The organism is Streptomyces sp. NPDC008086 (assembly GCF_042957325.1).
GTDB lineage: Bacteria > Actinomycetota > Actinomycetes > Streptomycetales > Streptomycetaceae > Streptomyces.
Genome location: NZ_JBIBIA010000004.1, coordinates 107,599 through 120,484 on the forward strand (window position 1 = coordinate 107,599; position 12,886 = coordinate 120,484).

General features: G+C 70.9%; 11 protein-coding genes. 10 read left to right on the forward strand and 1 reads right to left on the reverse strand.

Annotation, left to right across the window (positions count from 1 at the left end; genetic code table 11):
* Positions 1–196 precede the first annotated feature (196 nt).
* The gene (gene murA, locus ACFZBP_RS14680) at positions 197–1,537 is read right to left on the reverse strand and encodes a UDP-N-acetylglucosamine 1-carboxyvinyltransferase (RefSeq protein ID WP_062720985.1); all 1,341 of its coding nucleotides are present in this window, start codon (positions 1,535–1,537) and stop codon (positions 197–199) included.
* A 309-nt stretch (positions 1,538–1,846) separates the two neighbouring features.
* Here murA and ACFZBP_RS14685 point away from each other — a divergent pair, with 309 nt between their 5' ends.
* From ACFZBP_RS14685 to ACFZBP_RS14730, 10 genes are all read left to right on the forward strand, one after another.
* Positions 1,847–2,419 (forward strand): YqgE/AlgH family protein, encoded by a 573-nt coding sequence (locus ACFZBP_RS14685; RefSeq protein WP_391413200.1) that lies wholly within the window; start codon positions 1,847–1,849, stop codon positions 2,417–2,419.
* 29 nt (positions 2,420–2,448) lie between these two features.
* Positions 2,449–2,736 carry a DUF3039 domain-containing protein gene (locus tag ACFZBP_RS14690; protein ID WP_030054422.1) on the forward strand — a complete coding sequence of 96 codons (288 nt, stop codon included), beginning with the start codon at positions 2,449–2,451 and terminating at the stop codon, positions 2,734–2,736.
* A gap of 207 nt (positions 2,737–2,943) precedes the next feature.
* The gene (locus tag ACFZBP_RS14695) at positions 2,944–4,236 is read left to right on the forward strand and encodes an extracellular solute-binding protein (RefSeq protein WP_391413203.1); all 1,293 of its coding nucleotides are present in this window, start codon (positions 2,944–2,946) and stop codon (positions 4,234–4,236) included.
* Positions 4,233–5,234 (forward strand): ABC transporter permease subunit, encoded by a 1,002-nt coding sequence (locus ACFZBP_RS14700; RefSeq protein WP_391413205.1) that lies wholly within the window; start codon positions 4,233–4,235, stop codon positions 5,232–5,234. Before ACFZBP_RS14695 ends, ACFZBP_RS14700 begins: the two co-directional genes overlap by 4 nt.
* A gap of 5 nt (positions 5,235–5,239) precedes the next feature.
* The gene (locus tag ACFZBP_RS14705) at positions 5,240–6,082 is read left to right on the forward strand and encodes an ABC transporter permease subunit (protein WP_391413207.1); all 843 of its coding nucleotides are present in this window, start codon (positions 5,240–5,242) and stop codon (positions 6,080–6,082) included.
* Between the two features lie 15 nt (positions 6,083–6,097).
* The gene (locus ACFZBP_RS14710) at positions 6,098–7,708 is read left to right on the forward strand and encodes a family 20 glycosylhydrolase (RefSeq protein ID WP_391413209.1); all 1,611 of its coding nucleotides are present in this window, start codon (positions 6,098–6,100) and stop codon (positions 7,706–7,708) included.
* A 226-nt stretch (positions 7,709–7,934) separates the two neighbouring features.
* A complete protein-coding gene (locus ACFZBP_RS14715; RefSeq protein WP_062720978.1) occupies positions 7,935–8,828 on the forward strand; it encodes a xanthine dehydrogenase family protein subunit M in 894 nt (297 codons plus the stop codon).
* Positions 8,825–10,447, forward strand: a complete 1,623-nt coding sequence (locus ACFZBP_RS14720) for a 2Fe-2S iron-sulfur cluster-binding protein (protein ID WP_391413211.1) — start codon at positions 8,825–8,827, stop codon at positions 10,445–10,447. Before ACFZBP_RS14715 ends, ACFZBP_RS14720 begins: the two co-directional genes overlap by 4 nt.
* Positions 10,444–12,753 carry a xanthine dehydrogenase family protein molybdopterin-binding subunit gene (locus ACFZBP_RS14725; RefSeq protein WP_383458940.1) on the forward strand — a complete coding sequence of 770 codons (2,310 nt, stop codon included), beginning with the start codon at positions 10,444–10,446 and terminating at the stop codon, positions 12,751–12,753. Before ACFZBP_RS14720 ends, ACFZBP_RS14725 begins: the two co-directional genes overlap by 4 nt.
* Positions 12,750–12,872 (forward strand): hypothetical protein, encoded by a 123-nt coding sequence (locus ACFZBP_RS14730; protein ID WP_391413213.1) that lies wholly within the window; start codon positions 12,750–12,752, stop codon positions 12,870–12,872. The genes ACFZBP_RS14725 and ACFZBP_RS14730 overlap by 4 nt, the downstream gene beginning before the upstream one ends.
* Positions 12,873–12,886: the final 14 nt, after the last annotated feature.

A 12,886-nucleotide genomic window follows, 5' to 3' on the forward strand; every position in this document is an offset into this window, starting at 1 on the left:
CCGAAGGGGCGGCACCCGGATCCGGGTGCCGCCCCTTCGGCATAGGTACGACTGTGCTGGTTATCCGAGTGCCTTGCCCGGCAGCTCGACCTTCGCGCCGAGCTCCACGAGCTTCTCCATGCTGTGCCTATCCGGGGGATGACCCCCGGACCCCAGCCGGAGGGCGCTGCGCCTGGCCGGGGCCGAGCGTGTGCCGTCAGCCGAGCGCCTTACCGGGCAACTCCACCTTCGCCCCCAGTTCCACGAGCTTCTCCATGAAGTTCTCGTAGCCGCGGTTGATGAGGTCGATGCCGTGGACGCGGGACGTGCCCTGGGCCGCGAGGGCGGCGATGAGGTAGGAGAAGCCGCCGCGCAGGTCGGGGATGACCAGGTCGGCGCCCTGGAGCTTCGTCGGTCCTGAGACCACCGCGGAGTGCAGGAAGTTGCGCTGGCCGAAGCGGCAGTCGGAGCCGCCGAGGCACTCGCGGTAGAGCTGGATGTGGGCGCCCATCTGGTTCAGCGCGGAGGTGAAGCCGAGGCGGGACTCGTAGACCGTCTCGTGGATGATGGACAGGCCCGTGGCCTGCGTGAGGGCCACCACCAGCGGCTGCTGCCAGTCCGTCTGGAAGCCCGGGTGCACGTCCGTTTCGAGAGCGATGGACTTCAACTGGCCACCGGGGTGCCAGAAACGGATGCCCTCGTCGTCGATCTCGAAGGCACCGCCCACCTTCCGGTAGGTGTTGAGGAACGTCATCATCGAGCGCTGCTGGGCGCCGCGTACGTAGATGTTGCCCTCGGTGGCGAGCGCCGCGGACGCCCAGGAGGCGGCCTCCAGACGATCCGGGAGGGCGCGGTGGGTGTAGCCGCCGAGGCTGTCCACACCGGTGATGCGGATGGTGCGGTCGGTGTCCACGCCGATGATGGCGCCCATCTTCTGCAGGACGCAGATGAGGTCCTCGATCTCCGGCTCCACGGCCGCGTTCGAGAGCTCGGTGACGCCCTCGGCGAGCACCGCCGTCAGCAGGACCTGCTCGGTCGCGCCCACGGACGGGTACGGCAGCCGGATCTTCGTGCCGCGCAGCCGCTGCGGAGCCTCCAGGTACTGGCCGTCCGCCCGCTTCTCGATGGTCGCGCCGAACTGCCGCAGCACCTCGAAGTGGAAGTCGATGGGCCGGCCGCCGATGTCGCAGCCGCCGAGGCCCGGGATGAACGCGTGCCCGAGGCGGTGCAGCAGCGGACCGCACAGGAGGATCGGGATCCGGCTGGAACCCGCGTGGGCATCGATGTCAGCGACGTTCGCGCTCTCCACGTGGGAGGGATCCATCACCAGTTCGCCCGGTTCCTCACCCGGACGGACCGTCACCCCGTGCAGCTGGAGCAGCCCGCGGACGACCCGCACGTCACGGATGTCCGGCACGTTGCGCAGTCGACTTGGCGCGCTGCCCAGCAGGGCAGCCACCATGGCCTTCGGTACGAGGTTCTTCGCACCGCGGACACGGATCTCGCCCTCCAGCGGGGTTCCGCCGTGGACAAGCAGGACATCGTCGTTGACGGTCATGTATCTCGCGTTCCGATGAGTTGGGCAGGGGCCAGAAGGGAAAGGGTAATCGCCGCCGACCCCCCTTCAGTAAGCCCAAGGAGGGCTCAGGAACGTCATAGCTCTGTCACAACACGAACGGTTCCCCGCCGGGCACGAGCGGTCACCGTCCCTGCCGTGCGCCCGCCGGCGCTCCTTTCCGCCCTCCCGTCTCCCACCACCACCCTCAAACGAGGCCTTACCAGGCCGCTCCTTCAATTCATGGCTGCATTCACTCCCGAACCGGCATTGCCTCCCCACTTGAAGGGAAGATGCGGGATCATGTCTGGCATGACCGAGGTGTCCTCGCTCACAGGGCGGTTGCTCGTGGCAACGCCCGCCCTGGCGGACCCGAACTTCGACCGCGCGGTGGTGCTCCTTCTCGACCACGACGAGGAGGGCTCCCTCGGTGTCGTCCTCAACCGTCCGACGCCCGTGGACGTGGGCGACATCCTGGAGGGCTGGGCGGACCTCGCCGGTGAGCCCGGTGTCGTCTTCCAGGGCGGCCCGGTCTCCCTGGACTCGGCACTCGGCGTCGCCGTCATCCCCGGTGACGCGAACGGCGAGGGCGCGCCGCTGGGCTGGCGCCGGGTGCACGGCGCGATCGGGCTCGTGGACCTGGAGGCGCCGCCGGAACTGCTCGCCTCGGCCGTCGGCAGCCTGAGGATCTTCGCCGGATACGCCGGCTGGGGCCCCGGCCAGCTGGAGGACGAGCTGGTGGAGGGCGCCTGGTACGTCGTCGAGTCCGAACCGGGTGACGTGTCCTCGCCGTCGCCGGAAAGACTCTGGCGCGAGGTCCTGCGCCGACAGCGCAACGAGCTCGCGATGGTGGCCACGTACCCCGACGACCCTTCGCTCAACTGATGCGTGTGAGCTTCAGTACTCTTGGCGGTATGAGCACTCTCGAGCCCGAGCGCGGGACTGGTACGGGGACCCTCGTCGAGCCCACGCCGCAGACTTCCCACGGCGACGGCGACCACGAGCGCTTCGCCCACTACGTCCAGAAGGACAAGATCATGGCGAGCGCCCTCGACGGGACCCCCGTCGTGGCGCTGTGCGGCAAGGTCTGGGTGCCCGGCCGCGACCCGAAGAAGTACCCGGTGTGCCCCATGTGCAAGGAGATCTACGAGTCCATGGGCGCCGGCGGCGACGACAAGGGCAAGGGCGGCGACAAGAAGTAGCCCTCCCCTCGGCCTGAGGTTCGTAAGGCAGGTCCGCAAGACGAAGGCCCCCGGGGGCGCGTTTCGGCGCACCCCGGGGGCCTTGGCGTGTCACGAAGTGGTTGAGACCTCTTGTGGACATGTTCACGCAGTCCCTAGGCTCCGATGCGTTGTGCAGAGCGAAACCGTCATTGCATATGTTGCAACGCACGCCCGGAGGACCGCTCCATGAAGCTCGCCCCCAGACTCGCCGTACTGCTCACCGCCCTCGCCGTCACCGCCTGCGCCCCGCAGACCTCCACCAACTCCTCCTCCGACAAGGACGACAAGACCGGCACCCTGCGGGTCTGGCTCTTCCAGGAAGTCGGCAACAAGCCGAAGGAGAAGGTCGTCGACTCCGTCGTCAGCGCCTTCGAGAAGGCCCACGACGGCACGAAGGTCGACGTCGAGTACATCCCGGTCGAGACCCGCGCCCAGCGCGTCAAGGCCGCCTTCAACGACCCCGCCTCCGCGCCCGACGTCATGGAGTACGGCAACACCGACACCGCCGGCTATGTGAAGGACGGCGGACTCCTCGACGTCACGAAGGAGTTCGGCGACTGGACCGAGGCGAAGGAGACCGACCCCACCGCCAGGCAGTCCGTCACGGTGGACGGCAAGGTCTACGGCGCCCCCTTCTACGTCGGCGTCCGCGCCCTGTACTACCGCACGGACGTCTTCAAGGAACTCGGCCTCGAAGTGCCGAAGACCATGGCCGAGTTGGCCACCACGGCCCGCGAGATCCGCGCCGCGAAGCCCGGGCTGTACGGCCTGGTCGTCGGCGGCGCCTACACGTACGGCGCGATGCCCTTCGTCTGGGCCAACGGCGGCGAACTCGCGACCGGCCAGGGCGACTCGTACACCTCCGCCATCGACAGCGCGGCCGCCCAGAAGGGCATCACCGCGTACACGTCCCTTTTCGGCGACGACAACTGCCCCGCCGCCAAGTGCGCGGGTATGGGCGGCAACGACACGATCACCGCGTTCGCGGCAGGCAAGGCGGGGATGGCGATCGGCGGCGACTTCAGCCACACCGCGGTGGAGGCCGGGAAGGTGAAGGGCAAGTACGCGGTCGTGCCGCTGCCGGGGGTGAAGGCGGGGTCCGTCGCGCCCGCGTTCGCCGGGGGCAACAACATCGGCGTGCTGAAGAGCACGTCTCATCGGACGCTGGCGGTTGAGCTCATGGAGCAGCTCGCCTCCAAGGAGACGCAGGCGTCGATGTTCGAGGCGATGGGGTTCCTGCCGACGTTCTCCGACGTGCGGCAGCGGGTCGCGGCGGAGGAGCCGTATGTGAAGCCGTTCGCGGAGACGCTCGCCGCGGGGACCAAGTTCGTGCCCGCCTCGCCCGCGTGGGCTCAGATCGACTCGTCGCTGGTGTTGCCGACGATGTTGCAGGAGGTCATCAGCGGTAAGAAGGGCGTGGCTGCGGCTTCTGGGGACGCGGCGAAGAAGATGGATGAGGCGTTTGGGTCCGTCGGATGACAGCGCCCAGTAGCTCGGGGGTTCTGGAGCGTCGGCGGGTGCGGGGCGGTGGGGGCTTGCCGCGCCCACGCGGCGGTAGCCGCAAATCGAACACAGCCCCGCGCCCCCGAGGGGGTCGTCGTGCCCGGGGTCAGAAGGCGCCCTGGCTCTATCTTGCCCCCGCCCTCGTCGTGCTCGGTGGGCTGCTTGTCTATCCCGTCTATCAGCTTGGGCTGATCTCGTTCTTCGAGTACACGCAGGCTCAGGTCAGTGGTGGGGAGCCGACCACCTTCCAGGGGTTCGGGAACTACGCGGAGCTGTTCTCGGACTCGCAGTTCTGGCAGGTGCTGCTCGCCACCGTCGTCTTCGCGGCGGCGTGTGTCGTCTCGACGCTCGCCGTCGGCTGTGCGCTCGCCGTGTTGCTCACGCGTGTGCGTGCCGTGCCGCGGCTGGCGTTGATGCTGGCCGCGCTCGGGGCGTGGGCGACGCCGGCCATCACCGGGTCCACGGTGTGGCTGTTCCTGTTCGACCCGGACTTCGGGCCCGTGAACCGGATGCTGGGGCTCGGGGAGTACTCGTGGACGTACGGGCGTGTCAGTGCCTTCTTCCTGGTGCTGCTCGAAGTGGTCTGGTGCTCTTTCCCCTTCGTGATGGTCACGGTGTACGCCGGGATCCGGGCCGTGCCGAGCGAGGTGCTGGAGGCGGCCTCGCTGGACGGGGCCTCGCAGTGGCGGATCTGGCGGTCGGTGCTGGCGCCGATGCTGCGGCCGATCCTGGTGGTCGTCACCATTCAGTCGGTCATCTGGGACTTCAAGGTCTTCACCCAGATCTACGTCATGACGAACGGCGGCGGCATAGCGGGCCAGAACCTCGTGCTGAACGTGTACGCCTATCAAAAGGCGTTCGCGTCCTCGCAGTACAGCCTCGGCTCGGCGATCGGCGTGGTGATGCTGGTGATCCTGCTGGCGGTGACGCTGGTGTACCTGCGGTTGCTGCGCAGGCAGGGGGAGGAGCTGTGAGGTCCTTGGGTTCCGCGCGTCTCGTACGACGGCCCTGGCGGCTGCTCGCCGAGGTCTCCGCGCTGCTGGTCGCCGTGGTGGTGGCGTTTCCGCTGTACTGGATGGTGCTCAGCGCCTTCAAACCGGCCGGGGAGATCGAGTCGAGCGAGCCTCGGCCGTGGACGTCGGCGCCCTCCCTGGATTCCTTCCGGCGGGTCTTCGAGCAGAACGAATTCGGCCGGTACTTCCTCAACAGCCTTGTCGTCGCGTGCAGTGTCGTGATCGTATCGGCGTTGATCGCGTTTCTCGCCGCGACCGCGGTGACACGATTCCGCTTCCGCTTCCGGACCACCCTGCTGATCATGTTTCTGGTGGCCCAGATGGTGCCGGTGGAGGCCCTGACGATCCCCCTGTTCTTCCTCATGCGGGACTTCGGCCAACTGAACACGCTGGGCTCGCTGATCCTGCCGCACATCGCCTTCTCGCTGCCGTTCGCGATCTGGATGCTGCGGGGGTTTGTGAAGGCCGTTCCTCAGGCGCTTGAGGAGGCCGCGTACATCGACGGGGCGAGCCGCTCGCGATTCCTGTGGCAGATCCTTTTCCCGCTGGTCTTCCCGGGGCTGGTGGCCACCAGCGTTTTCTCCTTCATCTCCGCCTGGAACGACTTCCTGTTCGCCAAGTCCTTCATCATCAGCGACACCTCGCAGTCAACCCTGCCGATGGCCCTGCTCGTCTTCTACAAGCCGGACGAGCCGGACTGGGGCGGCGTGATGGCGGCGTCCACGGTGATGACGATTCCGGTACTGGTCTTCTTCGTGCTCGTGCAGCGCCGGCTGGTGTCGGGGCTGGGCGGAGCGGTCAAGGACTGAAAGGTCTGATCATCCATGGATCTCATTCCGGCACCTCGCCAGACGGAGCGGGCCGAGGGTTTCCACGAACTCGGTGACGGCTTCGGGATCGAGGCCGGGCCGGGCACCGAGGACGTCGCGCGCCTGCTGCGCGCCACGCTCGGGGCGGCGACCGGGCTGGCGCTGCCGCCCAAGAAGGGGGACGAGTACGACGTCCTCCATCTGTCCGTCAGGCCCGGCCTGGACGCCGAGGAATACCGCCTGGTCGTCGCCCCGCACGGCGTCCACCTCCAAGGCGGCTCGCCCGCCGGAGTCTTCTGGGGCGCCCAGACGCTGCGCCAGCTCCTCGGCCCCGACGCCTTCCGGCGCGCCCCCCTTCCCGGCCGTACGTGGCGGCTGCCGCTGACGGAGATCCGGGACTCCCCCCGCTTCGGCTGGCGCGGCCTGATGCTCGACGTGGCCCGGCACTTCATGCCCAAGGACGGCGTCCTGCGCTACCTGGACCTGATGGCCGCCCACAAACTCAACGTCTTCCACTTCCATCTGACGGACGACCAGGGCTGGCGCATCGAGATCGAGAAGTATCCGCGGCTGACGGAGGTCGGCTCCTGGCGGGCCCGTACGAAATTCGGCCACCGGGCCTCCCCGCTGTGGGAGGAGAAGCCGCACGGTGGCTACTACACCCAGGACGACATCCGCGAGATCGTCGCCTACGCCGCCGAGCGGCATATCACCGTCGTCCCCGAAATCGACGTACCGGGCCACTCGCAGGCCGCCATCGCCGCGTATCCGGAACTCGGCAACACCGACGTCATCGACACCTCCGCCCTCTCCGTCTGGGACACCTGGGGGATCAATCCGAACGTACTCGCTCCCACTGACAACACCCTGCGCTTCTACGAGGGGGTCCTCGAGGAAGTCCTGGAGCTGTTCCCCTCGGAGTTCGTCCATGTCGGGGGTGACGAATGCCTCAAAGACCAGTGGCGGCGGTCGCCGGCCGCGCAGGAACGCATCCGGGAACTCGGGCTGAAGGACGAGGACCAACTCCAGGCGTGGTTCATCGGCCACTTCGACAAGTGGCTGACCGCGCGCGGGCGCAGGCTCATCGGCTGGGACGAGATCCTGGAGGGCGGCCTCGCGGACGGGGCGGCCGTGTCGTCCTGGCGCGGCTACGCGGGCGGCATCGCGGCGGCCCGCGCGGGCCACGACGTCGTCATGTGCCCGGAACAGCAGGTGTACCTGGACCACCGTCAGGACCCGGGCGCCGACGAGCCGGTGCCGATCGGCTACGTGCGCACCCTGGAGGACGTCTATCGGTTCGAACCGGTGCCACCGGAGTTGACGTCCGACGAGGCCCGCCACGTGCTCGGCACGCAGGCCAACCTGTGGACCGAGGTGATGGAGGACCAGGCGCGCGTGGACTACCAGGCGTTCCCGCGCCTCGCCGCCTTCGCCGAGGTCGCCTGGAGTCGCCTGCCCGCCCCGGCGGAACGGGACTTCGCCGGGTTCGAGCACCGGATGGCCACCCACTACCGGCGACTTGACGCCCTGGGGGTGGCCTACCGTCCGCCGACGGGACCGCGGCCGTGGCAGCGGCGGCCCGGGGTGCTCGGCCGCCCGATCGACGGCCCACCCCCGAACAGGTAATTGAAAAAATCCGGCAAGGGGTCACCGAAGAGTGTCAATCGGTAAACACCGGTGATGCCGTACGAAAACGGACCATCTCCCCGATGAGGTGGGCGAATGTCTCCTAGCGGACCCGTGTCCTCGCGTCCCGCGAAGATGTGCCAGAGTTGCCACGTCCGCCCTGTCAGCACGTACCGTACGGCAGCACAGGTGGGACCAGGTGGGGCAGCGGGAAGGGGCAGCCGGTTTGACCACGAGCGCACCGCAGGCGGCGCAGGCCGTCACGCTGCCCACGACGCTGGACGAGGCCGTGGCGGCACTCGCCGCCGTGCCCGCCGCAGTGCCCGTCGCGGGCGGCACCGACCTCATGGCCGCCGTCAACTCCGGGCAGCTCAGGCCCGCCGCACTGGTCGGCCTCGGCAAGATCAGCGAGATCCGCGGCTGGCAGTACCAGGACGGTCACGCCCTGCTCGGAGCGGGCCTCACGCACGCGCGTATGGGCCGCCCCGACTTCGCCGCCCTCATCCCGGCGCTCGCGGCCGCCGCACGCGCCGCGGGCCCGCCACAGATCCGCAACGCGGGCACCCTGGGCGGCAACATCGCCTCGGCGTCCCCGACCGGTGACGCGCTGCCGGTCCTGGCCGCCCTCGAAGCGACCCTGATCATCGCGGGCCCGGGCGGAGCCCGTCGGGAGATCCCGGTGTCGCACCTGCTGGCCGGCATGGACATGCTGCGGGCCGGCGAACTCATCGGCTACGTGCGCGTGCCGCTGCTGCACGCCCCGCAGGTCTTCCTCAAGGCCACCGGCCGCACCGGCCCGGGGCGCGCCATGGCGTCCGTCGCCGTCGTGCTCGACCCGGCACGGCGCGGCATCAGGTGCGCCGTCGGCGCCATAGCGCCCATGCCGCTCCGGCCGCTGGACGCCGAGCACTGGGTCGCCCAGCTCATCGACTGGGACAACAACCGCGCGATCGTCCCGGAGGCCCTGAACGCCTTCGGGGAGTACGTCGCCGCGGCCTGCATCCCGGACCCCGCCCCGGCCGAGGACGGCTCCGTACCGCAGCATCCGCCCGCCGTACTGCACCTGCGGCGCACCGTCGCCGCGCTGGCCCGACGAGCACTGGGGAGGGCGCTGTCGTGACCGACGACCAGCACGGAGAGGGCACGCCCCAGGGCGGCGGTCGCTGGGACCCGCTGCCTCAGGGCGACTACGACGACGGCGCCACCGCCTTCGTCAAACTTCCCGAAGGGGGCATCGACGCCCTCCTGGCCTCCTCGGACACCCCCCTCGCCGCGCGCGGCCACGGCTATGTGCCGCCGCAGATAACGGCCACGCCGGGACCGGGGAACGCCGACCCCGCGGCCCCGGGCGGCTGGCCGGTCGCGGGCGTGCCCGGCGACGGCAGCCAGTGGCCCGACCCGAACACCATGGCGCAGGGCGCCGGCACCGGCCAGTTCGCGTACAACCCCGGGGCGACCCAGCAGTGGGACTTCTCGGAGACCCCGCAGGGCCAGGCCGCCCAGGCGGGTCACGAGGGCGGCGCCGCACCCGGTCACGACGTCACCGGGCAGTGGTCGATCCCCGTCGCCGACGGCGACCTTCCGGACGAATCGGGCGAGTTCACCACGTCGTCGCTCGTCGAGCAATGGGGCGGAACCCCTCCGGCCACCCTGCCCGGCGGCGCGCCCGCGCCCTGGGCGACACAGCCGACCGGACAGCCCTGGGGACAGCAGGCCGAGGCCGCGGCGCCGGCCGAGGAAGCGGTGGGAGCCGGAGCCGGGGCCGGGCACGTGCACGGGCAGCCGGGACACCCCGACGCCTACGCCGGCGAGCGGCCCGTCCCGCACCCGCACGAGCAGCAGGCCCAAAGCGCGCCCGAGTTCACGCCGGAGCCGCCCGCCGAGGACTCCGCCGAGAGCCCCTCAGAGCCCGCACAGGCCTCACAGACCGCTCCCGGGACCGGTGAGGCCGCCACGGACACCCAGGGCGCCCCGGAGGCCGCGGAGGGCCCGACAGAGGCGTCCGCCGAGACCGCCCCGGCCGAGGACGGCGACCCCGCCCCGCAGACCGAGGAACCGGCCGGAACCGCCGCCTCCGCCGACGTACCGCCGCCCACCGGCGAGGAACACCCCCTCGCCTCCTACGTCCTGCGCGTCAACGGCGTCGACCGGCCCGTCTCGGACGCCTGGATCGGCGAGTCGCTGCTCTACGTGCTGCGCGAACGGCTCGGCCTCGCCGGCGCCAAGGACGGCTGCTCGCAGGGGGAGTGCGGGGCCTGCAACGTCCAGGTCGACGGACGGCTCGTGGCGTCCTGCCTGGTGCCCGCCGTGACCGCGGCCGGCAGCGAGGTCCGTACGGTCGAGGGCCTCGCCGAGGACGGGCAGCCCTCCGACGTGCAGCGGGCGCTCGCGCGGTGCGGCGCCGTGCAGTGCGGATTCTGCGTGCCGGGCATGGCGATGACCGTGCACGACCTGCTGGAGGGCAACCCGGCGCCGACCGAGATGGAGACCCGCCAGGCACTCTGCGGCAACCTCTGCCGTTGCTCCGGATACCGGGGCGTGGTCGAGGCCGTCAAGGAGGTCGTCGCCGAACGCGAATCCCACACGGCCGCAGGCGACGGCGAACATGACGGCGACGAGCCACGTATCCCCCACCAGGCGGGCCCCGGGGCCGGCGGGGTCAACCCGTCGGCGTTCGAGGCACGCGGCTCCGGGGGACCGCATGACCAGGCGTACGGACAGGACGGAGGCCAGGCGTGAGCAACGAAGCCGCCACCGCGACCACAGCCGCGGAGGCAGCACCCGCCCCCGAGCCGATCCCGCACGGCCTCGGCGCCTCCCTGCCGGCCGCCGACGCCCGCGCCAAGACCGAGGGCACGTTCCCGTACGCGGCCGACCTGTGGGCCGAGGGCCTGCTGTGGGCGGCCGTGCTGCGCTCACCGCACCCGCACGCGCGCATCACGTCCATCGACACCTCCCACGCGCGTGAGATGCCCGGCGTCCGGGCCGTCGTCACGCACGAGGACGTGCCGGGCAGCCCGCTGCTCGGCCGCGGCACGGCGGACCGCCCGGTCTTCGCCTCCGAGGTCGTACGCCACCACGGCGAGCCCATCGCCGCGGTCGCCGCCGACCACCCCGACACCGCGCGGCTGGCCGCCGCCGCCGTCATCGTCGAGTACGAAGTACTCGACCCGATCACCGACCCCGAACAGGCCTTCGAGGCCGAGCCGCTGCACCCCGACGGCAACCTGATCCGCCACATCCCGCTGCGTCACGGCGACCCCGACGCCGCCGGCGACATCGTGGTCGAGGGCCTGTACCGCATCGGCCGCCAGGACCCGGCCCCCATCGGCGCCGAGGCGGGCCTCGCGGTGCCGCGCCCCGACGGCGGCGTGGAGCTCTACCTGGCCTCCACCGACCCGCACACCGACCGCGACCGGGCCGCCGCCTGCTACGGCCTGGAACCCGAGCGCGTCAAGGTCGTCGTCACCGGCGTCCCCGGCGCCACCGCCGACCGCGAGGACCAGGGCTTCCAACTGCCGCTCGGCCTGCTGGCGCTGAAGACCGGCTGCCCGGTGAAGCTGACGGCCACCCGCGAGGAGTCCTTCCTGGGCCACGTGCACCGTCACCCGACGCTGCTGCGGTACCGCCACCACGCGGACGCCGAGGGCAGGCTGGTGAAGGTCGAGGCGCAGATCCTGCTCGACGCGGGCGCATACGCGGACACGTCCGCCGAGGCCCTGGCCGCCGCCGTCGGCTTCGCCTGCGGTCCCTACGTCGTCCCGAACGCCTTCATCGAGGGCTGGGCCGTACGCACCAACAACCCGCCCTCCGGCCACGTACGCGGCGAGGGCGCCATGCAGGTGTGCGCCGCCTACGAGGCGCAGATGGACAAGCTGGCCAAGAAGCTCGGCCTGGACCCGGCGGAACTGCGCCTGCGCAACGCCATGGCCACCGGCGACGTACTCCCGACGGGCCAGACGGTGACCTGCCCGGCCCCGGTCGCGGAACTGCTCCAGGCCGTACGGGACCACCCGCTGCCCGCCCTGCCCAAGGACACGCCCGAGGACGAGTGGCTGCTGCCCGGCGGCCCCGAGGGCGCGGGCGAACCGGGTGCCGTGCGGCGCGGCGTGGGCTACGGCCTGGGCATGGTGCACATGCTCGGCGCCGAGGGCGCGGACGAGGTCTCCACGGCCACGGTGAAGGTCCACGACGGGGTGGCCACGGTGCTGTGCGCCGCCGTCGAGACCGGCCAGGGCTTCACGACGCTGGCCCGGCAGATCGTCCAGGACACGCTGGGCATCGACGAGGTGCACGTGGCGCCCGTCGACACCGACCAGCCCCCGGCGGGCGCGGGCTGCCGCGGCCGTCACACCTGGGTGTCGGGCGGCGCGGTCGAGCGGGCGGCCAAGATGGTCCGGACGCAACTGCTCCAGCCCCTGGCGCACAAGTTCGGCATGTCCACCGAACTGCTCCAGATCACCGACGGGAAGATCACCTCGTACGACGGCGTCCTGTCGACCACCGTGACGGAGGCGATGGACGGCAAGGAACTCTGGGCCACCGCCCAGTGCCGTCCGCACCCGACCGAACCGCTGAACGAGACGGGCCAGGGTGACGCCTTCGTCGGCATGGCCTTCTGCGCCATCCGCGCGGTCGTCGACGTCGACATCGAGCTGGGCTCGGTCCGCGTGGTCGAGCTGGCGCTCGCCCAGGACGTCGGCCGGGTCCTGAACCCGGCCCAGCTGGAGGCGCGGATCGAGGCGGGTGTGACGCAGGGCGTGGGCATCGCGCTCACCGAGAACCTGCGCTCGGCCCGCGGCCTGATCCGCCACCCCGACCTGACGGGCTACTCCCTGCCGACGGCCCTGGACGCCCCCGACATCCGCATCGTGAAACTGGTCGAGGAGCGGGACGTGGTCGCACCCTTCGGCGCGAAGGCGGTGAGCGCGGTCCCGGTGGTGACCTCCCCGGCGGCCATCGCCTCCGCCGTACGCGCGGCGACCGGCCGCCCGGTGAACCGTCTGCCGATCCGCCCGCAGGCGGCGGTGGTGACGGGGCAGTGACCGAGCCGGACCCACGGCGCTACGAACCCGCGCCCGGCGTGGGCAGGCTGGCGCTGTGGGTCCTGGTGTTCCTGCTCGCGGCGGTCGTCGTCGTGCTGGGCGGCGTGTATCTCACGTGATGCGCGGGGTCGTG